Raw genomic sequence first — 22,368 nt, forward strand, 5'->3', positions numbered from 1 at the left:
ATAACATGTAAATGAATTAAGCTGCTGGAGGGTACCCGTTATATAGAACGGTCATAATCGTAAACCATCCGAAAACGAGTACAGTTGCAATTGCAAAGCCGCCCGCGAAGAAGTTCTTCTCGCGAAGTGTTCTAAGCGTAGCAAATACAGCTAACAGAGTGACAAGCGTAAAAATAATAACAAGGCCCATACAATATCCTCCTCTGTCTACTCATTCCTTAATATGAGTTTTTAGAATATTTACTCTTTTATATTGTACATGTTTTAAAAATGATTGTCGAGATAACATCCTTTCTTTTCCTCAGAGAAAGAAATGTTGTATCATTAAAAGTAAGTTTAATAACTGGAGGAGATTTTCATATGAAATGGATACAAATGCCGTTAGGCCCATTACAAACAAATGCTTATATTTTAACGAACGATCAAAATGAGTGCATTATCTTTGACCCTGGTCACGAAGGAGAAAAGCTCGTGACATATTTGCAAGAAGAACAAATAAAACCTCTTGCGGTTTTATTAACACATGCTCACTTTGATCATATTGGTGCTGTCGATGCGGTAAGAGACGCTTTCCATATTCCTGTATACGTACATAAAGAAGAAGCAGATTGGCTAGGAGATGCAACTGTAAATGGCTCTCAAATTTTTATGATGAACCGCAGTATTACAGCAAAACCAGCCGATCATATTATTGATGCAGAAGGTGCGTTAACAATTGGTTCATTTAGCTTTGAAATTTTTGAGACGCCAGGACATTCTCCAGGAAGTATTTCTTATTATTGTAAAGAGGCGAATGCGGTGTTCTCTGGAGATGTATTATTCCAAATGAGTATTGGAAGAACAGATTTACCTGGTGGAAGTTTTGCTGAATTGATTGGAAGTATTGAAGAGAAATTATTTGTATTACCAGATGAAACAGCGGTGCTATGTGGACACGGTCCTGAGACAAGTATCGGTTTTGAAAAAGAAAATAATCCATTTTTACAATAAGGAGTCATGATGGGGATGGAGCTCATTTTAAGAGAATGGATGGGGAAAGAGAAAGATTATTCCATTTCATATAGTACGTATATGAACCTTGTATTATATACAGAAGGACATGGCTATTATATGAAAGAACGTGAAAAGATTGGAAGACAAGGGGATTTTTTTACAAGTAGCAACGTATCAGCTGTTTTTGCGAAAACCTTTGCTAAGTTTTTTATTCGTCTTGTGGAAAACGGTGAAGTTGCTCCAAATATTTGTGAGATTGGTGGGGGAACAGGGAAGTTTGCCTATGATGTTTTACAAGAATGGAAGCAACTATCTCCAGAAACCTTTATGGATGTAAGCTATTCAATAATCGAAGTGAGCCCTTTTCATAGAAAATTACAGCAGGAGAATCTTCTCTCATTTGATAATGTGTCGTATTATACCTCCTATAATGAAATGGGAGAATCATTTGAAGGGATCCTTTTTTCTAATGAGTTATTTGATGCATTTCCTGTGGAAGTAATTGAGAAGAGAAATGGAATGTTGTATGAAGTACGTATTACATACAATGAAGAAGGGAATCTTGCGGAAGTATGTAGACCTTTAGAGAAAAGAATCGGCCGATATTTACTGAAATATAACATTCATATTGCTGAAGGGCAGCGTTTTGAAGTGCCGATCGCGATGGAAGGGTATATAAAAGAAATTGCGAAATGGTTTCGAAAGGGAATATGTATTACAGTTGATTATGGCTACACAAAAGAAGAATGGATGCACCCTGCACATCGCGAAGGAAGTTTACGAGGGTATTACGAGCATAAGCTAATACGTAATCCTTTAGCATACCCAGGTGAAATGGATCTGACTACTCATATTCATTGGGATGAGCTGAAGGAGATTTTTAGCCTGCAAGGAATGAATGTGGTATGGCATAAGAAGCAATCTGAATTTTTGCTAGCGGCAGGAATATTAGAACAGCTTACGAGTCATCAAGATCGGGATCCTTTTTCAGAAGCTCAAAAACAAAATCGAGCAGTTCGTTCTATGATTTTGAACGGAGGATTAGGGAGTGCCTTTGATGTTGTGATACATACGAAAGATATGCAACATTTACAGTTAAATCGATATGTGACCATATAAAAAAACAAGACACAGTATATAGTTCTGTGTCTTGTTTTTTTATACGACTATTAATTATGTAGCATCATATATTTTCTCTCATGATATATATATATTAAAGATATGAGATGAAAAATATAGAATACGTCCTTTTTCTCTGTTTATTAGTCCCTAACCTAATAATACGCGAACGAGTTGAATAATTGTTTCGTTTTCTACTTTGTAGTAAATTTCTAATCCTTTTCTTTCGCTAGAAACGATTTTAGCGCTTTTTAACTTTGCTAAATGCTGTGAAATTGTAGATTGTGGCATGTTTAAGCCAGTGTACATTGTAGAAACGTTGCTTGGACCACGCTCGATTAATCCTTTTACGATACATAAACGAACAGGATGAGCAAGTACTTTCAATAATTCTGCATTGCTTTCATATAGTTCTAATTCTTTTTGAAAGGTTTCTAACATGTTCTTTTCCACCTCCGTGTGAGCTGTTATACCATACTATACATACCAAAAAATTAACGAAAAGAAAACAGTTGTTGCAGAAAAAAAGTCCTAAAGTAAAGAAATTGTAAGAAAAGAGACCCGGATGTAAATAAAGTAGATAAAATTGCATGGTTTTGTAAAATGACATTTTTGGGTGAAAATTTCGATGCGTTTTAAAAATTGAAAGATATAGATATATTTGTAACACAATCTTATCATGATTTTCTTATTCTTTCAAATGAATATACTAAATTTTTAAAATAATATGACAAAGGAATTATAATGATATATATAGAATATAAAACAGGTTAAAAGCAAAGAAGCTGAATGTAGTTAGCTTCTTCATAGTGATAATGAAATGTTTGAATGTAGCTGATAAATCTTAAACGTATTAAGACATTGGGATTATGTATTTTAGTGTTCATCTTTCATTAATTTTAGAAATCTGTGATTCCATATATTCTCATAAAATTCAATTGTTTCTTTTGCGGACATGAATGGGTTATTTAACGTTGAGGTTGTTTTCTGTACCATGAAGTTTTCATATCCCAGTCCGTGAGCAAATTTAATTGTAGCATCCATACAGTATTCTGTTTGGGCACCACAAAACTCAATACGATGTACAGATAATTGATCTAAAATCTCTTTTAAGTTTGTTTTATAAAATGAATTTGCATGTGTTTTTCTTACAAAAAAATCTTGTTCTTGAACATCTAGATCGGCATGTATAGCCCAAATCTCTTTTTCAGGTACTAAATCATCATCACAATGTTGAACGAAAAGAATTGGTTTATTTGAGTTTCTGTATGAAGAAATTCTGCTACTTACTTTTGTAAGTAAGTTTTGTAAGTCAAATAAATGCTCTTCGTTATAACATACCCCATTTTGTAAATCGATAACGATTAAAATATCTGCACAAGAATTCATTATTTTCACTCCTTTTTTAATTCTTAATATATCAATTAATACATTACTTGGAAATAGATAATGAACTTTTATTTTTTATGAACTATACAGACAGAACAGCATTAAAATGAATATGGTAGACAGCATAAATAGAAGATATGAAAACTTAATTTCATATCTTCTATTCGTCCTATGCATTTACAGGTTCTTCTACATAAGAAAGGGCATTTTCAAAATCGGATATTAAATCGTCAACATTTTCAAGACCGACGGATAACCGAAGTAATGAATTCGAAATACCTCTTTCATCACGAGCTTCTTGCGACAGTGCCGCATGTGACATTTTAGCTGGGTAGGAAAGAATCGATTCGACAGCTCCTAAACTAACTGCAAAGACAGGTAATTTTACTTTTGATAAAAATTGGCGGAGTGCATCTTCTGATTGTAAAGTGAAAGATAGGACAGCTCCGGCTGATGTAGCTTGAGATTGTTGAATATCAAATCCAGGATGTGATTGTAATCCAGGATAATAGACATTTTGCACTTTAGCGTGCTTTTGTAAATAGTGTGCAATTTTATTGGCGTTTGCAGCTGAATACTCAAGACGTACATGCAATGTTTTTAGACCGCGAAGCACGAGAGAGCAATCTTGTGGTCCTAAAATAGCACCAAAAGCATTTTGTAAAAATCCAAGTTTTTGAGCGAGTTCGGCATCTTTTACGACCGCTAATCCGGCAGTAACATCACTATGACCGGCAATGAATTTTGTGGCGCTATGCAGAACGATATCGGCGCCAAGGTCAAGTGGCTTCTGGAATAGTGGTGTCAAAAATGTATTATCAACAAAAGTAAGAGCACCAATAGATTTCGCGACTTTAGAAACCTCACGAATATTTGTCACTTTTAGAAGTGGATTAGAGGGTGTTTCTACATAAAAGAGTTTTGTATTGGATTTAATATTTTTCTTTATTTCCTCTACATTGGTCATATCAACAAATGTATGTGAAACACCGTAACGAGAGAGCACTTCAGTTATAATTCGGTAAGTGCCTCCATACACGTCTTCTGAAATGAGTACGTGATCGCCTTGCGAAAGAAGGAGAAATGCAGTAGAAATTGCTGCAATGCCGGATGCAAAAGCGAATCCCTTTGTTCCCCCCTCTAATAAAGCAATAATATCTTCAAGGGCTTCACGAGTTGGATTTCCAGACCGGCTATAGTCATATTTGCCGAATGTATCTACATCAAATTGGTGAAAAGTTGATGTATTATAGATGGGAACGTTAACAGCTCCTGTTTGCGAGTCATGTTTATATTGGTTGTGCAGTAAGAGTGTATCTATGGAATAACTCATATTCTTACACCTTCTTTTACAAGTTTAATGGCTTGCTGTAAGTCTTGAATTAAATCGTTACTATTTTCAATGCCAACGGAAAATCGCAGAAGACGATTACATACACCGTTTGCTGTTCTGATTTCTTCAGGAATATCAGCGTGTGTTTGTGTTGCTGGATACGTCATTAAACTTTCAACACCACCAAGACTTTCAGCAAACGTAATTAAGGATAAAGATTGTAAGAAGGGATTAATCCATGTTTCATCTTTAAGACGAAATGAGATCATGCCGCCTCTTCCAGGATAAAATACATCTGTCACCCCGTCTTCATCATTTAAATAAGCGACAACTGCTTTTGCATTTTCTTCATGTTGTCTCATGCGAAGCGCTAACGTTTTCATACCACGAATTAATAACCATGAGTCAAATGGGCTTAAGACCGCACCTGATGCATTGTGATAATGAGCGAGTTCCTCACAAAGTTTCTTTCCTTTTGCAACGACAAGGCCACTTAGTACATCGTTATGCCCACCTAAATATTTCGTTGCACTATGAAGTACGATGTCAGCGCCTTCTGTTAATGGTTGTTGTATATAAGGAGTATAGAATGTGTTGTCTACAATAAGAAGTAGACCGTGTCTTTTCGCTACAGTTGCGACAGCAGCGATATCGGTAACTTGCATTAATGGATTAGTCGGAGTTTCTATGAAAATAGCCTTCGTTTTAGGTGTGAGTGCTTGCTCGATTTGTTTAATAGATTGTGTATTTACGTATCTACATCGAACATTCCATTTTTTTTCATGTTCAGAAAATAATCGATATGTTCCACCGTATAAATCTTCAGAGACAATAAGTTCGTCTCCAGAGCGGAATAAAGAAAGAACGAGGAGAACAGCGGCCATCCCTGAACTACAGGCATAACCTTGTTCGCCATATTCTAAGTCTGCGATTGCCTGTTCTAAAAGACCACGAGTTGGGTTACCAGTTCGTGAATAGTCAAAACCAGTAGATTTACCAATCCCTTCGTGACGGTAAGCAGTTGAGAAATAAACGGGTGGATTAACAGTTCCTGTTGTAGTTTCGCTACGATTTCCGATTTGTGCTAGTTTTGTTTCAATAGTTGACATGTGAAAATTCCTCCTTTTTAAATTAACAATTAAGTGAATATAAATAAAAAAAGCCTTCTAAGAAGAAGGCTTTCGGTTTGAATAGAGTCTTCTTCTCATCTGTCAAATCTTTCACAATTTGCTGGAATTAGCACCTTATTAACAAGTGTTAATGGTTGCTGAGGCGTCATAGGGCCAGTCCCTCTACCTCTCTAGATAAGAATGTTTGTATGAAATTTTATTATGGATTTAACTTTACAACAAAAGATAATTGAATTGCAACTTTATTTTAAATAATTTTTATTTTTACGCAAGTATCATTGACTTTTGTATTTGTGCATGCTAAATTTATTAAAAAATTAACAAACATTGTTAAAAGGGGAACGTATTTCCTTTTAGCTACATAAATAAAATATATAGACAAACTCTTATTGAGAGCGGTGGAGGGAAAGGCCCTGTGAAACCCGGCAACCTTCAAACGAAATGTTTGAAACGGTGCTAATACCTGCAAAACGAATGTTTTGCATAATAAGAGGCGGAACAATTATGTCCCCCTCTTCACGGTGAAGAGGGGGTTTTTATATTGATAGAAATGAGGGAGATTCGTGAAATTACTAGATTTATTATCAAAAGGAATTGTAATAGGTGATGGTGCGGTTGGAACGTTATTGCATTCGCACGGTTTGCAAAGTAGTTTTGAAGAATTAAATGTATCTGATCCAGATTTAATTATATCGATTCATAAACAATATGTAGCTGCTGGAGCTGATGTAATTCAAACAAATACGTACGGAGCAAATGAAGCGAAATTACGTATGTATGGTTTAGAAAATCAAGTTACTGAAATTAATAGAGCGGCAGTAAAACTGGCGAAAGCATCTGTAACAGAAAGAAATGCAATTTTAGGAACAATTGGTGGTATGAAACATATCGGAGCTGTTACGACAACTGATATGGAGCGAGAATTTATGTTACTGGAACAGGCAAGTGCATTACTAGAAGAACAGGTTGATGGATTACTATTAGAGACTTTCTATGATGAGTTTGAATTACTTCATGCTGTTCAGGTGTTACGAAAACAAACGAATATTCCCATTGTAGCTCAATTAGCGTTACATGAGGCGGGTACGACTCAAAATGGAAATGATGTAAATGAAATATTAAAACAGCTTTTAGATTATGGGGCAAATGTCGTTGGATTGAATTGCCAACTAGGACCACTACATATGACAGAAGCCATGAAAATGATATCGATCCCTCAAAATGGCTACTTGTCAGCGTATCCGAATGCAGGACTCCCGAATTATGTGGAGGGGCGTTACGTATATGAGGGAAGCCCAGCTTATTTTGAAGCAATGGCACCGAAATTTATTGAGCAAGGTGTTCGGTTATTAGGTGGTTGTTGTGGTACGACTCCAGAACATATTGAATGTATGAAGCGTGCAACTCTAAATGTTACACCTGTAATAGAAAAGGACACGATTCAAAGACCAAAAGTAGTTCATACACACGAGAAGCGTTCGAAAGCCCACGTTACTTTAGCCGAGAAGGCAAAGAAACAAACGACAGTTGTAGTGGAATTAGATCCACCGAAAACGCTAGACACACAGCGATTTTTTGAAGGGGCAAGAGCACTGAAAAGAGCTGGAGCGGACGCTATTACTCTAGCAGATAATTCATTAGCATCACCTCGCGTTTCGAATATGGCGATGGGGGCATTATTAACGAAGCATGATATTCCAGTATTGACGCATTTAACGTGTAGAGACCATAACGTCATTGGACTACAATCTCACTTACTAGGTTTATCGGCGTTAGGTATGGAAGAAGTGTTAGCTTTAACTGGTGATCCAGCACGCGTTGGTGATTTTCCAGGTGCCACTTCTGTATATGATTTGTCCTCTATTGAGCTCATTAAAATGATTAAAGAAATGAACGATGGACGTTCTATTTTAGGGAAATCAATTGGTCCAGCAACAAGGTTCTCGGTCGGAGGAGCGTTTAATCCGCATGTTCGGCATTTAAAAGCGGCAGTAAAACGAATGGAACGAAAAATAGATGCTGGAGCAGAATACTTTTTAACGCAGCCGATTTATGATGTTGCTTTAATTAAAGAAGTATATGAAGCGACAAAGCATTTGGAACAACCTATTTTTATTGGGATTATGCCGTTAATAAGTAAACGGAATGCAGACTTTCTTCATTTTGAGGTGCCAGGTATTAATCTACCTGAAGCAATAAGGGAGAGAATGGATGGACATGAAACGAAAGAGGCAGCAATTGAGGAAGGGATTCACATTTCGCAAGAATTGATCGATGCGGCGATGAAATATTTTAATGGTATTTATCTTATTACACCATTTCTAAAATATGAAATTACAGAACATCTCGTTAAATATGTGAGAGAAAAGCAAGAAGTGAAAGAAGGTATTAATTGATGAAGTGTATAGAAGAAAAATTAAAAAATAACATCTTAATATTAGATGGTGCAATGGGGACAATGATCCAACAAGAGGACTTAACTGCGGAAGATTTCGGGGGAGAAGAGTACGAGGGTTGTAATGAATATTTAGTAGAAACAAGACCAGATGTCATTTTAAAAATTCATAAAGCTTATATTGAAGCTGGAGCAGATATTATTGAAACAAATACATTTGGTGCTACGAATATTGTATTGAGTGATTATGATTTGTCTCATTTAGATGAAAAACTAAATGAAAAAGCGACACTCTTGGCGAAGCAAGCTGTTACAGAAAGCGGAAAGGAAGTATATGTTGCAGGTGCGATGGGACCGACAACAAAAGCAATTAGTGTTACAGGAGGAGTTACGTTTGAAGAACTAACTGAAGCTTATACAAGGCAGGCGAGAGGATTATTAAGAGGCGGAGTTGATGTGTTACTCGTTGAGACAAGTCAAGATATGCGTAACGTGAAGGCAGCTTATATTGGAATTCAAGCCGCTTTTGAAGAACTGAAAAAAACAGTTCCTATTATGATTTCAGGAACGATTGAGCCGATGGGAACGACTTTGGCAGGGCAAACAATCGAAGCTTTTTATTTATCGGTAGAGCATATGAAGCCGTTATCGGTTGGGTTAAACTGTGCGACTGGTCCGGAGTTTATGAGGGAACATATTCGTTCACTATCTGATTTATCGGAGTGTTACATTTCTTGTTATCCAAATGCAGGTCTTCCTGATGAAGATGGGCATTATCATGAATCTCCTTCTTCTCTCGCTGAAAAAGTGAAGCGCTTTGCTGAAGAAGGATGGGTGAATATTATCGGTGGTTGTTGTGGTACAACGCCAGAACATATAAAAGTAATGAAATCCGCGCTAGCATCTCTTAAGCCACGTGAGCACCACGAACGAGAAGGACATGGGATTAGTGGGTTAGAGGCATTGCAATATGATGATTCAATGAGACCGTTATTTGTTGGTGAAAGAACAAACGTTATTGGATCACGTAAATTTAAACGATTAGTAGCAGAAGGGAAATTTGAAGAGGCTGCTGAAGTGGCAAGAGCGCAAGTGAAGAAAAATGCTCATATTATTGATATTTGTATGGCTGACCCGGACCGCGATGAAATAGAAGATATGGAAAACTTCTTGGCAGAAGTTACGAAAGTGTTAAAAGTACCGATTATGATTGACTCAACAGATGAAAATGTGATGGAGCGAGCTCTTACGTATATTCAAGGAAAAGCGGTTATTAATTCCATTAATTTAGAAGATGGTGAAGAACGATTTAAAAAAGTGACACCTCTTCTTCAAAAATACGGTGCCGCTATCGTTGTAGGAACAATTGATGAAGATGGTATGGCTGTAAGTGCAGAAAGAAAGATAGAAATTGCGAAAAGAAGCTATGAATTACTTACGAAGAAGTATGGTATACGTCCGTCTGATATTATTTTTGATGCGCTCGTGTTTCCTGTAGGGACAGGTGATGAGGAATATATCGGTTCAGCGGCAGCGACGATAGAAGGAATTCGCCTTATTAAAGAAGCGTTACCAGAATGTTTAACAATTTTAGGTGTGAGTAACATATCGTTTGGTCTACCACCAGCTGGACGTGAAGTTTTAAATTCTGTCTTTTTATATCATGCAACGAAAGCAGGATTAGATTACGCGATTGTGAATACGGAAAAATTGGAACGATATGCGTCAATTCCAGAGGAAGAAAAACGTCTTGCAGATGCATTACTTTTTGAAACGACGCAAGAGACATTAGAAGAATTTACAAATTTCTATCGCGCGGCAAAAAAGAAAGATGTCGTTGTGCAAGAAACGTTAACTCTCGATGAGCGACTAGCAAATTATATTGTAGAAGGTACGAAACAAGGGTTACACGAGGATTTAAGTCTTGCTCTTGAAGAAGGCAGGAAACCTCTTGATATTATTAATGGTCCGCTTATGACAGGAATGGATGAGGTGGGACGATTATTTAATAATAATGAGCTTATCGTTGCTGAAGTATTGCAAAGTGCTGAAAGTATGAAAGCTGCCGTAAGTTATTTAGAGCCACATATGGAATCTAGCGATAGTGCGAAAAAAGGGAAAGTATTATTAGCAACTGTAAAAGGTGATGTGCATGATATTGGGAAAAATCTTGTTGAAATTATTTTAGCGAATAACGGATATGAGATTATTAATTTAGGAATCAATGTTCGTTCGGATCGAATTGTTCAAGAAGTACAAGAAAAGAAGCCTGATATTATTGGTCTTTCTGGGTTATTAGTAAAATCAGCGCAACAAATGGTAACGACGGCTGAAGATTTAAAAGCGGCAAATATTGATATTCCAATCGTTGTAGGCGGGGCAGCGTTAACGAGAAAATTTACAGATAATCGCATTTCGCCATCCTATAAAGGACTCGTATGTTATGCGAGTGATGCGATGACCGGGCTTGATATTATTAATAGGCTTCAAAAAGAAGAAGAGCGTGAGAAGATGAAGCAGGATAAAAAAGAACGTCATCTTCATATCGTAACAAAAGAAGAGAAGAAAGTAGAAATTCCAGTAGTAATTGAGCCGTTACCAAAATCAGAGGTTATCGTGCCGGATTCAACAAAACGAATTGTATTACGAGATGTTCCTGCCCTCCATCTCGCACCGTTTTTAAATAGACAAATGCTACTTGGACATCATCTTGGATTAAAAGGAAATGTGAAGAAGCTTTTGAAAGAAGGGGATAAAAGAGCGCATGAATTAAATGATTTAATAGACGAGTTATTAGTAGAAGGACAATCTTGGTTAAAACCGAAAGCGGTGTATCAATTTTTCCCAGCGCAAAGCGACGGACAAAACATTGTAATATATGATCCGGAAGATCATACGCGTGTTATCGAGCGTTTTACATTCCCAAGGCAAGGAAAAGCACCATACCGTACTTTAGGTGATTATTTACGCCCAGTTGGAGATGAGATGGACTATGTTGCTTTCTTATCTGTTACTGTTGGGGAAGGCGTTCGGGACATTGCTGAAGAGTGGAAAGCGAAAGGTGATTATTTACGTAGTCATGCTATTCAATCGTTGGCGCTTGAATTAGCAGAAGGGCTCGCGGAAAAAACACATATGCTCATCCGTGACCGCTGGGGAATTCCGGACTCACCTGAACTGACGATGGAAGAACGTTTCCGCACGAAGTATAGAGGAATACGCGTTTCATTTGGTTATCCAGCATGTCCAGAACTTGCGGATCAAGAAAAGTTATTTCGTCTCATTCATCCAGAAGAAATAGGTATTTCATTAACGGAAGGATTTATGATGGAGCCAGAAGCGTCTGTAACGGCTATGGTATTTTCTCACCCTGAGGCAAGATATTTTAGTGTATTATAGTGTAGAAGGGGGAGACGTATGAAGAAAATAGTCTTTACAGGTGGCGGTTCAGCCGGGCATGTAACACCTAATTTAGCCATTATCCCGCACTTACAAGAACAGAATTGGGATATCTCTTATATCGGTTCTCATCAAGGGATTGAGAAAACGATTATAGAAAAGGAAGGCATTCCGTACTATAGTATTGCAAGCGGAAAGCTACGCCGTTATTTTGATTTGAAAAATATAAAAGATCCTTTTCTTGTAATGAAGGGTGTTATGGATGCGTATGTAAGGATTCGAAAACTAAAACCGGATGTGATTTTTTCAAAAGGTGGTTTCGTATCTGTACCAGTCGTAATTGGAGGATGGTTAAATAAAGTTCCTGTTTTATTACATGAATCTGATATGACGCCAGGACTAGCAAACAAAATTGCGCTCCGTTTTGCTTCGAAAATATTTGTTACATTTGAAGAAGCTGCGAAACATTTACCGAAAGAAAAAGTAATTTATACAGGGTCTCCTGTACGTGAAGAAGTGCTAAAGGGAAATCGTGAAAAAGGTTTAGCATTTTTAGGTTTTTCACGTAAAAAGCCAGTTATTACAATCATGGGAGGAAGTTTGGGCGCGAAGAAAATTAATGAAACGGTTCGAGAAGCGTTACCAGAACTTCTGAAAAAGTATCAAATTGTTCATCTTTGTGGAAAAGGTAATCTTGATGAAAGTTTACAAAATAAAGAAGGATATAAACAATTTGAATATGTACATGGGGAGTTACCCGATGTATTAGCGACAACAGATTTTGTTATTTCACGTGCGGGGTCCAATGCCATTTTTGAGTTTTTAACATTACAAAAGCCTATGGTTTTAATTCCATTATCGAAATTTGCAAGCCGCGGAGATCAAATACTAAATGCAGAGTCTTTTGAAAGACAAGGATATGCTTCAGTATTGTATGAAGAAGATGTGACTGTGAAATCTCTTATAAAGCATGTCGAAGAATTAAATCAAAATAATGAGAAGTATAAAACAGCACTAAAAAAATATAATGGAAAAGAAGCAATTAAAACAATCATTCAACATATTTCAGAGGCATGATGAAACAATCATGTCTTTTTTTATAGGATGAAAGATTCCAAGAATTGATATTTTTATGTTACAATAAAGTGAAACTTTAATCAGTGGGGGGGGCATCCCTCCACTGATTATGAGCCCTCACCAATCGGGCTTTTACGGGCGCCCGCTCCCCTACTAACCTCTTTGATTTCGCTGAATGTTGAGGGGGATCTTACTGCCCGGCAAATAGCGGGATAACAAATGGTTAATAGGGAAATTCCAATTAATGAAGCGGGAAAATACGAATGGATTAGGAGTGACTGTGTTGGAGCTAAGTCTCTATGAAAATACTGCACTTATTATATGCTTTGCGTTGTACGTTGGTAGTGTTATTGTATATATTTCAAGGAAATTTTCGCAAGAGCGAGAACTTGAAAAATCAGAAATAACGGCTGAACTAGAAATGTTAGCTGATGAAAGTTATAAAAAGAAAAAAATAAAAGAAGACCATGAAGCATCCCATCATTTAAACGCAAAATAAGTTTTAAAGATGGGGATTTTTTTTGAAGTCGTTCTTTATTGTGTCTATAACAAATAACGCTAAAACGGAGTTTCCCCATACATAATTAAGGAGTTTATATAAATGGATTTTTATATCGCCTCAGGATTCCAAAATAAACATCTTGTACGTTCTATAGCAAATGAACTGAAAAATACAGGATGGCATCATACATATGATTGGACAAAAAATGAAAGAGCAGTGAATCCAGACCAATTAAGAGAAATTGGTCTGGCAGAAAAGAATGCTATTAAAGAAGCAGATGTATTTTTACTTATATTAGATGGTGGAAATGGGAGCCATACAGAGTTTGGAATGGCGATTGCGTTAGAGAAAAAGATATACCTTTATCATGAAGGGAACTCGCTTCAAACAACGTTTTATCATTTGCCCGAAGTAAATGTTTTTGAAGGAGATGTAGCGGAGTTTGCATCTTATGTTATAAATCATATGGAACAATAGTAATTACCTACAAGGTTATAAAAGTAATCTTTTGGGTACAGTGATGATAAGAAACGTATATAAAGGAGTTACATAATATGAAATTAGAAAATGGATGGGAAACGAGTTTTTTAGAAGTTGTACAGAAGAGTGAATTTAAGAAAGATGCGCTTCTTAGCCAATTGCTTTTTGCAGATAGTGAAGAAGTAGAAGAGCTTGTTGATGATTACGGATATGAAGAGATTATTGAACGCGAGCATGATGATGAATTAGCAGAAGTTTTAGGTGAAGAACTGTTTAGTGAGATGGAGCGATACGTATTCTTATCTTCACAACAAGAAGAGAAACTCATTTCATTCGTAAATGGGTTAGGTTTTCATGTACTAGATTGGATTGTACTTCTTGAAACCGAATTTGGTATTGATAGTGCAAACTTTACATCGGATGCAGTGAAAATGTTAGAAAAACGTTTTAGACAATTTCCATATATAGAAGAGAAGACAATTTTTGATATGACGTTTGGAGAAGCAATGGATGTATTAGAATCTATTACAGGATTACAACTGAAGGAAAAGATGAACGGATAATGAAAAAGAACGTGAGATATCACGTTCTTTTTTTACATTATAATAATTTTGTCATCTAATTTTGTTTGCCCGCTAAGAAGTGCGTTTAAATATTCCACTTTTCTTATACAAGCCTGTATATGTCTTTCAACCTCTTGTAACTCTGCTTGGTGATGTGTTTCAATTGGATGAATTTGTACGTTGAATTTTTCAAATTGACTACTATATGTTATTTCAGCATAGCCGCTCATAATATCAGTTTCGTTGTGAAATAAAAATCGTTTCGTTTCTTCACAGAATGATACACTTTGAAAGCCATATACTTTTAATGCTTCAATTACTTTTTTTATAATTTTTGTATTCATTTTTATCCCTCTTTACGAAGTTCTACTTTTATATTATAACATAAAAAATTACACAGAAAGCGCTTCCAAGTGTATTTTATTATAATTTTTACGTATTAATCATAATAATGAAACAAAGAAAAAATAATTGTAATGAAGAGAGGATTCTTTTATTGTTCTGTCATATATATAGAGAAATAGTGCAATGAAAGGAAATTTTCCGAAGGTGATTTCGTATTTCCAATTTGAGCGCAATAAAAGAGGTGAGAATCTTGAACTTTGATATTGTAGGACAAAAAGCATATATAAAAGATGGGCCGCATCGGAACCGAATTGGAATTGTAAGGAAAAACGAAGAGCAATTAAAATCACACTTTGTTATTGTAATTGGAGAACAAAGTATTGACGTGGAGCTAAAGGATATCGTGTTAGTTGGAGTAGACGTAGGACAATTTCATAAATGGTGCGAACAAAATGGTTATTTGTGAAAAGGACGGGCTGTGAGGTAATGAAATATATTTGAGAAAAGAGAATATGTTATTGTATTCTCTTTTTCTATGTGTAAGGAGATGGAAATGAAGTATAAAGAACGAGAGTTTACATTGGAATTGAAAGAGAAAATTCAATGTATGGAAAAGGAAATAGCGCGAATATCATTTAAACTTTTTGGAGAGTATTCATATTTGTATATAGAGAAAAATACAGAATTAGATATGGGACTTGTTAAAGATCAAGAGGAAGATGGAAAGAAATAAAAAGGACGCTAACATTTTTTGTTAGCGTCCTTTTTATTATGAAGCAATTTCACCAGTTTTTGTATCATCTTGATTGTACGTATCTTGATCTAATTCACCAAGCCATTTACTAGAAATAAGACCTGCTGTCATAGAACCACTTACGTTAAGAGCTGTACGCCCCATATCGATTAATGGCTCAACTGAGATAACAAGAGCGACAATACCGATTGGTAAGTTCATTGTAGATAGTACGATTAACGCTGCGAAAGTTGCGCCGCCACCAACGCCGGCAACACCGAATGAGCTAATCGCAACGACAGCGATTAAAGTTAAAATAAATTGTGGTTGTAACGGATCAATTCCTACAGTTGGAGCAACCATCATTGCAAGCATTGCTGGGTAAATACCTGCGCAACCATTTTGACCGATAGATACTCCGAATGAAGCTGCGAAGTTAGCGATTCCTTCAGAAATACCAAGTTTTTCTTTTTGAGCTTCAATATTTAATGGCATTGTACCAGCGCTAGAGCGCGATGTGAATGCAAATGTTAATACAGGGAACACCTTTTTCAAATATTGAATTGGATTTAAACCAGATAGAGTGATTAATAATAAGTGAATAACGAACATTACGATAAGTGCTACATAAGACGCTAATACGAAGTTACCAAGTTTTAAAATAGCATTTATATCACTACCGGCAACTGTTTTTGCCATAAGAGCTAATACGCCGTATGGAGTAAGGCGTAAAATTAATGTTACCATACGCATTACGATTGCATATACAGCATCAAGCATCTTCTTAAATAGCTCTGCTTGTTCTGGATATTTCCGTTTTACACCTATAAAGGCGATACCGATAAAGGCCGCAAATATTACAACTGAAATTGTTGATGTAGGACGAGCACCTGTTAAATCAAGAAATGGATTTGTAGGTAACAGTTCTAATAATTTATCTGGAATTGTTGTCTTTTCAATTGAAGTAAATCTTTCTTCAACTAATTTCAGACGAGCAGATTCTGCATCACCTTGTTGTAATCCTGTTGCTGATACATCAAATCCTGCACTTGCAGCGATGCCGACAGCTGCGGCAATTCCTGTAGTAAGAATTAAAATTCCGATAATAAGACCACTGATTTTCCCAAGATTTTTCGTTAACTGTAATTTTGTAAAAGCTGAAATAATTGATACTAAAATAAGTGGCATAACAATCATTTGAAGTAATTTCACATAACCGTTACCGATTAAGCCAAACCACGTATTTGATTCAATAATTACTTTAGAAGTAGGCTCATAAATAAATTGTAATATAAGACCGAATATAATTCCGACTCCTAAAGCGGTAAATACGCGTTTATTAAAAGATACATGCTTACGTTGCATATAATACAATACGCCGACTAAAATGAGCATGACTGCAACGTTAATTCCAACAAGCAGTGTATTCATGTTAATTCCCCCTAATTCCAATCTGTTATATAGAATATAAGGTAATAAAACCTATAAGTCAACTAGGAAATTGCGGAATTAAAAAAAGATGGCAAAATGCCATCTTTTAATGTCCAGCTCCAGGGACGAGTAAAAACGTCGTGTAGTATGTAAATCCAATGAAGAAAACGGTTAAATATGCCCCGAATACGTATATATACATACGCTCTGTTAATTTTAAATAACTTAAAAGTACGAAGAAACCTGTTTGTCCTAAAAATAGTAGTGCGGTCGGGTGCATATCCCCTACGTAAAACATAACCGAGAAAATTCCAGTCCAAAAGCCGAGAACGCGAAACATGCGCTCCATGCAATCTCCCTCCTTTTCTAGAAAAAGTAAAACCTCTCTTCATTATAGTTTATTTTTCTTACTATTGTAAATATTCGTTCATATAAAAAAAAAGCCAATTTCACTGGCTTCTTTTTTATATGAGATTTAAATAGACATTTTATAATTACAAGATTTACATCCATCTAGTAAACTATCGTGCCGAGTTAATTCCATGTTAGGGAATAGGATTTCAAAAATCCCTTTCATCATATCTCCATGCATATTACAAATTTCAGTTGGGTGATGAACGGCAACTTCTTTAAATGGACAATTGTGTACATCATAGAAAATTGTTGTTCCATCTGGACTTAATTCAAATGCAGGGGATAAGCCAGCTGTTGAGAATGCTTCTTTTGCGATTTGAACTTTGTGTTCTACAGTTAAAGCATCTTCACTCACATTTAAACGCTGCATATGTTGTTGCATTAATTCCATTCCGAATTGTTTGCCTGTTTCGTATAGCGCTTTTTCACCAGCAGCTCCAAGGCTAAGTAGCGAATTGAAAGCTATTTTTGCTAATAATTGATAATCACGGAATGGAAATTGTAACTGGATAACATCTTCAGACAATACATATAATCTGCTTGGTCTTCCGCCTTTACCAGTTTTTTTTGTTTCTGATTTTAGCATATGAACATCTTCTAATTTAGATAAATGTAAACGTGCTACGTTCGGATGAATTTCAAACTCATCTGCAATTTCTTGTACTGTTACGTAACTATGTTTTTGAGAAATATATTTATAAATATAATAACGAGTTGGGTCAGATAATACGCCTGTAATTTTTAAAGCTTGTTCCATGAGGATCTCCACCTTTATCACTTTATCCAAGATAATAACATTATAATACAGATAAACATGCGTATAGGTAATTTCAGACAATAATTCAGAAATTGTTCATAATTTCACAAACATATTTTTCCTTTTTGCTCTATTGAAAATACAAAAGTACCAATTTTTCTTGCGTGATGTTTCATGCTATATACATAGTGAGGAGGGAAAAGTGATGAATGGGATTGAAAATTTTGCGAATGTGATTTTGAAGGAAGCATGTAGGGTACAAGCATCGGATTTACATATTGTGCCCCGACAGAAGGATGTAGTGATTCAACTGCGCATAGGAAAAGATTTAATGACGAGACAGTGTATCGAAAAGGAATTTGGAGAAAAACTTGTTTCGCACTTTAAGTTTTTAGCATCTATGGATATAGGGGAGAGGCGGAAGCCACAAAATGGTTCATTGTATTTACAAATTGATGGCCAAGAAGCATATTTACGCCTTTCTACACTCCCAACAGTATATCAAGAAAGTCTCGTTATTCGTCTTCATTTACAAGCATCTGTTCAGCCATTATCTCATCTTTCGTTATTTCCAAGTACAGTTAAAAAACTACTCTCTTTCTTACATTATTCTCACGGATTACTCGTATTTACTGGGCCAACAGGTTCTGGGAAAACAACAACAATGTATGCATTATTAGAGGTAATTCGAAAAAAGAAAACACGTCGCATTGTTACACTAGAAGATCCAGTTGAAAAGAGAAATGACGATTTATTACAAATTCAAATTAATGAAAAAGCAGGTATCACATATGAGGCTGGGCTAAAGGCAATCTTACGCCATGATCCAGATGTTATTTTAGTGGGGGAAATCCGTGATGAAGAAACAGCAAAAATAGCTATAAGAGCAAGTCTGACTGGGCATTTAGTAATGACGACATTGCATACTAATGATACGAAAGGAGCGATACTGAGGTTTATGGATTATGGCATCACAAGGCAAGAGATTGAACAATCTTTATTGGCTGTAGCTGCACAACGACTTGTTGAATTGAAATGTCCATTTTGCAAAGGGAAGTGCTCAACTGTATGTAAATCAATGAGGAAAGTCAGACAAGCGAGCATTTATGAGTTGTTATATGGACATGAGTTACAACAAGCGATTAAAGGAGCGAGCGGAGAAAGTGTTATGTATAAGCATGAAACAATAGAATCTTCAATACGAAAAGGGTACGCTTTAGGGTTTTTAGAAGAAGATGTTTATGTTTAAGAAAACGTGGCGTTTAAGTGATCAAGTAGTATTGTTGAAAAGGTTAGGCGAATTATTAGAAAAAGGATATTCTCTTTTACAGGCATTAGAATTTTTGCGATTTCAATTCCCTTTAGAAAAGAAAGTGCAATTGCAGCATATGATTGAGGGATTAAAAGGTGGAAAAAGTCTGCATGATTCTTTTCATCAATTAATGTTTCATCAGGAGATGTTAAGCTATTTATTTTATGCCGAGCAACATGGTGATATTTCTTTTGCGTTGCAACAAGGGAGTGCACTGCTTTATAAGAAGGATAAGTATAGGAAAGATATGATGAAAATAATGCAGTATCCAATGTTTTTAGCATTTTTTTTAATAATCATGCTTATTGTGTTTAATCGCATCTTATTACCACAAGTTGAAATGGTTTATAGTGCGTTTAGTTCTACAGTTCCGCTACTTACAGAACAAATTTTAAGTGCGATTAAACTACTACCTTACATGATTATTAGCATCATTTTTATTGTTATTATCGGATGTAGTTTATATGTGTTTTATTTTCGGAAACTACCACATATGAAGCAGGTAAAAATCATGCTTCGTATACCCCTCATAAAAACATTTCTTATTTTAAAGCATTCGCATTATTTCTCCACCCAATTGAGTGGATTATTGCATGGTGGGCTATCCGTACTAGAAGCTTTAACGATAATGATGGAACAAAAGTATAATCCGTTCTTTCAGTATGAAGCGAGCCGAATTGAAAGGCAATTAATTGCAGGAGAACCGTTACAATCTATTATTGCTAAAAGTGGGCATTATGAGAAAGAACTTTCGTATATTATTACGCATGGACAAGCAAACGGCAATTTAGCAATTGAATTAGGTGACTATAGCGACCTTATTATAGAAAAGGTCGAACAAAAAATTAAACGTATATTAGTTATCGTTCAACCAATTTTGTTTACATGTATTGGTGGAATAGTTGTTCTTATGTATTTAGCAATGATGATGCCGATGTTTCAAATGATGAGTTCTATTTAGGAGGCATTTATATGCAGAATGAAGAAGGATTTACTCTCTTAGAAATGCTATTAGTTATGGTTGTTATCACTGTATTATTACTATTAATTATTCCGAATGTAGTTACACAGCGTGAATCGGTCCAAGAAAAAGGGTGTACGGCCTACGTGAAATCGATAGAAGCACAAATACAAGTATATCAATTGCAACATAATAAAATTCCGTCGTTAAAAGAATTAACAGATGGAAAATATATTACAGATGATAAGTGTACAAATGGTAAATCCATTCGTATTTTAGAAAATGGCACAGTATCAATTGGGACATCGTGAAACAAAAAGGATTTACTCTCTTAGAAATGCTGCTCGTACTATTTTCAATCTCTGTACTAAGTATGATTACGTATTTAAATGTTCATTCATTATATGAAAGACAAAAAATTGAACAATTTTTGAGACAGTTTTCGAATGACATATTATACATGCAGCAATTAGCGATAAACCGTCAAAAACACTATACATTACGATGGCATAAAGAGAGAAATATGTATTATATAGGGGAATCAGGCTCGACTCAATTTATTATCAAGAGAGAATATGACAATGATATACAAATGGATTTGCATACGTTTCCAAATCCAATGACATATAATCCGAGTGGGAATATTAATAGAGGTGGTACGATTTTGCTTTCGTATCGAAATTATAAATATGAAATTGTATTTCAGCTTGGAAGAGGGAGATTTACGTATCGTGAAATGTCAAAAAGGGTCAGTAATGGCTGAAATGCTCGTGGCGTTAAGTTTATTAATGATGGCGGTATCGTTACTACTACCGCAAACAGTATTGGTTATGCAAGAAAGAAAAAATATACAAATTCGCTATAAGGCATTTGTATTATTAAAAAATGAAGCGGCTTTATATATGTACGAGAACGAAGAAAAGCGAATGAAGGAAAAGGTCATAAACGGAATTGTATATTACACATATTGGGGAGGAAAGGAAGTTTGTGTTATGTGGAAAGATGTGAAAAAAAGAACGATGGAACAATGCTTTTATGTAGGCGAAAAAACAAATTAGAGGCAGGCTTTACATTATTAGAAATGATCGTATGTTTGTTTCTTGTATCGATGTTCTTTTTGCTTTTGCCACGCCTTCACTTTATAGGGCTGGAAAATTCACAAAAAGGATTAAGTGATTGGGAGTGGGATGTGTTTATAGGTCAAGTACAATTGGAGTTTCGTGGAGTATCATTTGGAGAACATATGGTTTTTGATAATAGAGATAGTATTTTACGCTTCCGGTTGCGTGATGGGGAGGAAGTGACGTATGAAAAAATAAATAGTCAGCTTATAAGGAAAGTAAATATGCGTGGAAGGGAAGTTGTATTGCAAAAGGTTGGAATGATTTCGTACAAATTAACCCCTCACTTGTTATTCATATATATGGAAGATGTTAGCGGAAAAATACATGAAGGTGTGGCTGTAAGATATAGTGTAATGAGAATGGAAACATGAGAAACCAAGAGGGATTTACAATGCCAGGAACAATTATTTTTCTTGTTTTCTTAACTTCTTTTTTTGTGTACGAAACGAATATGTTACTTACAGATAAAAATTTTTATATCGAAATAGAGCAAAAGTTTTTGGTGGAGGAACTAATGAATCGAGCCATTGCAGATATAAAAGTCGACTTACAGGAAACAGAACGAGATGGTACATTTTTATTTCAATATGAAAAGGGAGAAGCGAGTGGGAAATACCGCTTTGAAAGTGATACGGTTCTCATTTCTTTACAGTGCGAAACAAAACAAAAAACTTTCTATATGGTAAGCTTTTTGTATAGAAAAAAAGATGAGAAAATATTTGATTGGATAGAAGGATGATAGGTGAAATGTGTTAATTAAAACCAATGATTCCTATTGTGAAAGGCGTCAACTTCTTTGTATAAATGGGTAAATATAACGATTGAAAGTTTAAATTTTCTCAAAAAAGAGAAAGGTAGAAAGAATATGATATATTCATGCTATCCAATCATTATTTTTTTAGGGAGAATCG

At 35.5% G+C, this 22,368-nt stretch carries 25 protein-coding genes, 1 pseudogene and 2 riboswitches; of the genes and pseudogenes, 17 read left to right on the plus strand and 9 right to left on the minus strand.

The annotated features are described in order from the left end of the window. Nucleotides 1-16: 16 nt before the first annotated feature. Nucleotides 17-190, minus strand: coding sequence for a DUF2759 domain-containing protein (locus COE49_RS11765; protein WP_000524850.1), 174 nt, complete (start codon nucleotides 188-190; stop codon nucleotides 17-19). Between the two features lie 170 nt (nucleotides 191-360). Between COE49_RS11765 and COE49_RS11770 the strand changes: the two genes are divergently transcribed. Continuing rightward, on the plus strand, nucleotides 361-990 hold the full coding sequence (locus COE49_RS11770) for an MBL fold metallo-hydrolase (RefSeq protein ID WP_088230912.1): 630 nt from the start codon (nucleotides 361-363) through the stop codon (nucleotides 988-990). Between the two features lie 9 nt (nucleotides 991-999). Next, nucleotides 1,000-2,112 (plus strand): class I SAM-dependent methyltransferase, encoded by a 1,113-nt coding sequence (locus COE49_RS11775; protein WP_088230913.1) that lies wholly within the window; start codon nucleotides 1,000-1,002, stop codon nucleotides 2,110-2,112. Nucleotides 2,113-2,262: 150 nt separating this feature from the next. Here COE49_RS11775 and COE49_RS11780 read toward each other — a convergent pair whose 3' ends face one another. The 4 genes from COE49_RS11780 to metI all read right to left on the minus strand — a co-directional run bounded on the left by COE49_RS11780 (nucleotide 2,263) and on the right by metI (nucleotide 5,943). Then, nucleotides 2,263-2,553, minus strand: a complete 291-nt coding sequence (locus COE49_RS11780; protein WP_000894377.1) for an ArsR/SmtB family transcription factor — start codon at nucleotides 2,551-2,553, stop codon at nucleotides 2,263-2,265. A 435-nt stretch (nucleotides 2,554-2,988) separates the two neighbouring features. Then, nucleotides 2,989-3,501, minus strand: a complete 513-nt coding sequence (locus COE49_RS11785) for a cysteine hydrolase family protein (RefSeq protein WP_098945908.1) — start codon at nucleotides 3,499-3,501, stop codon at nucleotides 2,989-2,991. A gap of 169 nt (nucleotides 3,502-3,670) precedes the next feature. Continuing rightward, nucleotides 3,671-4,834 carry a cystathionine beta-lyase gene (gene metC / locus COE49_RS11790; protein WP_088230915.1) on the minus strand — a complete coding sequence of 388 codons (1,164 nt, stop codon included), beginning with the start codon at nucleotides 4,832-4,834 and terminating at the stop codon, nucleotides 3,671-3,673. Next, the gene (gene metI / locus COE49_RS11795) at nucleotides 4,831-5,943 is read right to left on the minus strand and encodes a cystathionine gamma-synthase/O-acetylhomoserine thiolyase (protein WP_088230916.1); all 1,113 of its coding nucleotides are present in this window, start codon (nucleotides 5,941-5,943) and stop codon (nucleotides 4,831-4,833) included. The genes metC and metI overlap by 4 nt, the downstream gene beginning before the upstream one ends. Before the next feature lie 92 nt (nucleotides 5,944-6,035). Continuing rightward, nucleotides 6,036-6,145: riboswitch (SAM riboswitch) on the minus strand. 202 nt (nucleotides 6,146-6,347) lie between these two features. Next, a riboswitch (SAM riboswitch) is annotated at nucleotides 6,348-6,457 on the plus strand. A gap of 70 nt (nucleotides 6,458-6,527) precedes the next feature. Between metI and COE49_RS11800 the strand changes: the two genes are divergently transcribed. From COE49_RS11800 to COE49_RS11825, 6 genes are all read left to right on the plus strand, one after another. Next, nucleotides 6,528-8,360: a bifunctional homocysteine S-methyltransferase/methylenetetrahydrofolate reductase gene (locus COE49_RS11800; protein ID WP_088230917.1), complete on the plus strand. Its 1,833-nt coding sequence runs from the start codon at nucleotides 6,528-6,530 to the stop codon at nucleotides 8,358-8,360. Continuing rightward, nucleotides 8,360-11,758 carry a methionine synthase gene (metH, locus tag COE49_RS11805; RefSeq protein ID WP_088230918.1) on the plus strand — a complete coding sequence of 1,133 codons (3,399 nt, stop codon included), beginning with the start codon at nucleotides 8,360-8,362 and terminating at the stop codon, nucleotides 11,756-11,758. Before COE49_RS11800 ends, metH begins: the two co-directional genes overlap by 1 nt. 18 nt (nucleotides 11,759-11,776) lie before the next feature. Continuing rightward, nucleotides 11,777-12,835, plus strand: coding sequence for an undecaprenyldiphospho-muramoylpentapeptide beta-N-acetylglucosaminyltransferase (murG, locus tag COE49_RS11810; protein WP_088230919.1), 1,059 nt, complete (start codon nucleotides 11,777-11,779; stop codon nucleotides 12,833-12,835). A 244-nt stretch (nucleotides 12,836-13,079) separates the two neighbouring features. Next, entirely contained in the window at nucleotides 13,080-13,334 is a 255-nt protein-coding gene (locus COE49_RS11815) for a DUF3966 domain-containing protein (RefSeq protein ID WP_088230920.1), read from the plus strand. Between the two features lie 102 nt (nucleotides 13,335-13,436). Further along, complete coding sequence (locus tag COE49_RS11820) at nucleotides 13,437-13,814, plus strand: nucleoside 2-deoxyribosyltransferase (protein WP_088230921.1); 378 nt, start codon at nucleotides 13,437-13,439, stop codon at nucleotides 13,812-13,814. Between the two features lie 77 nt (nucleotides 13,815-13,891). Next, nucleotides 13,892-14,380, plus strand: coding sequence for a hypothetical protein (locus tag COE49_RS11825; RefSeq protein WP_088230922.1), 489 nt, complete (start codon nucleotides 13,892-13,894; stop codon nucleotides 14,378-14,380). Nucleotides 14,381-14,412: 32 nt separating this feature from the next. Here the strand turns inward: COE49_RS11825 and COE49_RS11830 are convergent, their stop codons facing one another. Then, complete coding sequence (locus tag COE49_RS11830) at nucleotides 14,413-14,724, minus strand: hypothetical protein (protein WP_088230923.1); 312 nt, start codon at nucleotides 14,722-14,724, stop codon at nucleotides 14,413-14,415. Nucleotides 14,725-14,975: 251 nt separating this feature from the next. Here COE49_RS11830 and COE49_RS11835 point away from each other — a divergent pair, with 251 nt between their 5' ends. Further along, nucleotides 14,976-15,191, plus strand: a complete 216-nt coding sequence (locus tag COE49_RS11835) for a DUF3912 family protein (protein ID WP_140417372.1) — start codon at nucleotides 14,976-14,978, stop codon at nucleotides 15,189-15,191. A 69-nt stretch (nucleotides 15,192-15,260) separates the two neighbouring features. Further along, nucleotides 15,261-15,440: pseudogene (locus COE49_RS11840) on the plus strand (hypothetical protein); the annotation flags it as partial. Nucleotides 15,441-15,494: 54 nt separating this feature from the next. Here COE49_RS11840 and COE49_RS11845 read toward each other — a convergent pair. From COE49_RS11845 to COE49_RS11855, 3 genes are all read right to left on the minus strand, one after another. After that, complete coding sequence (locus COE49_RS11845) at nucleotides 15,495-16,889, minus strand: L-cystine transporter (protein WP_088230925.1); 1,395 nt, start codon at nucleotides 16,887-16,889, stop codon at nucleotides 15,495-15,497. Nucleotides 16,890-16,995: 106 nt separating this feature from the next. Next, a complete protein-coding gene (locus COE49_RS11850) occupies nucleotides 16,996-17,238 on the minus strand; it encodes a DUF2626 domain-containing protein (protein WP_000440709.1) in 243 nt (80 codons plus the stop codon). A gap of 126 nt (nucleotides 17,239-17,364) precedes the next feature. Next, nucleotides 17,365-18,060: a helix-turn-helix transcriptional regulator gene (locus COE49_RS11855; RefSeq protein ID WP_071713010.1), complete on the minus strand. Its 696-nt coding sequence runs from the start codon at nucleotides 18,058-18,060 to the stop codon at nucleotides 17,365-17,367. Between the two features lie 205 nt (nucleotides 18,061-18,265). Here COE49_RS11855 and comGA point away from each other — a divergent pair, with 205 nt between their 5' ends. The 7 genes from comGA to comGG are packed head-to-tail and all read left to right on the plus strand — an operon-like array spanning nucleotide 18,266 to nucleotide 22,196. Next, nucleotides 18,266-19,309 (plus strand): competence type IV pilus ATPase ComGA, encoded by a 1,044-nt coding sequence (gene comGA / locus COE49_RS11860; RefSeq protein ID WP_088230926.1) that lies wholly within the window; start codon nucleotides 18,266-18,268, stop codon nucleotides 19,307-19,309. Further along, complete coding sequence (gene comGB / locus COE49_RS11865) at nucleotides 19,302-20,333, plus strand: competence type IV pilus assembly protein ComGB (protein WP_088230927.1); 1,032 nt, start codon at nucleotides 19,302-19,304, stop codon at nucleotides 20,331-20,333. Before comGA ends, comGB begins: the two co-directional genes overlap by 8 nt. Nucleotides 20,334-20,344: 11 nt before the next feature. After that, nucleotides 20,345-20,644, plus strand: a complete 300-nt coding sequence (comGC, locus tag COE49_RS11870) for a competence type IV pilus major pilin ComGC (RefSeq protein WP_088230928.1) — start codon at nucleotides 20,345-20,347, stop codon at nucleotides 20,642-20,644. Next, nucleotides 20,641-21,096 (plus strand): competence type IV pilus minor pilin ComGD, encoded by a 456-nt coding sequence (comGD, locus tag COE49_RS11875; RefSeq protein WP_088230929.1) that lies wholly within the window; start codon nucleotides 20,641-20,643, stop codon nucleotides 21,094-21,096. The genes comGC and comGD overlap by 4 nt, the downstream gene beginning before the upstream one ends. Then, nucleotides 21,089-21,391 (plus strand): competence type IV pilus minor pilin ComGE, encoded by a 303-nt coding sequence (gene comGE, locus COE49_RS11880; RefSeq protein WP_098252986.1) that lies wholly within the window; start codon nucleotides 21,089-21,091, stop codon nucleotides 21,389-21,391. The genes comGD and comGE overlap by 8 nt, the downstream gene beginning before the upstream one ends. Beyond that, nucleotides 21,361-21,828 carry a competence type IV pilus minor pilin ComGF gene (gene comGF, locus COE49_RS11885; protein WP_088230930.1) on the plus strand — a complete coding sequence of 156 codons (468 nt, stop codon included), beginning with the start codon at nucleotides 21,361-21,363 and terminating at the stop codon, nucleotides 21,826-21,828. Before comGE ends, comGF begins: the two co-directional genes overlap by 31 nt. Beyond that, entirely contained in the window at nucleotides 21,825-22,196 is a 372-nt protein-coding gene (comGG, locus tag COE49_RS11890) for a competence type IV pilus minor pilin ComGG (protein WP_088230931.1), read from the plus strand. The genes comGF and comGG overlap by 4 nt, the downstream gene beginning before the upstream one ends. The last annotated feature ends 172 nt before the right edge of the window (nucleotides 22,197-22,368 follow it).

Source organism: Bacillus sp. AFS029637 (assembly GCF_002584985.1).
In the GTDB taxonomy this organism is placed as follows: domain Bacteria; phylum Bacillota; class Bacilli; order Bacillales; family Bacillaceae_G; genus Bacillus_A.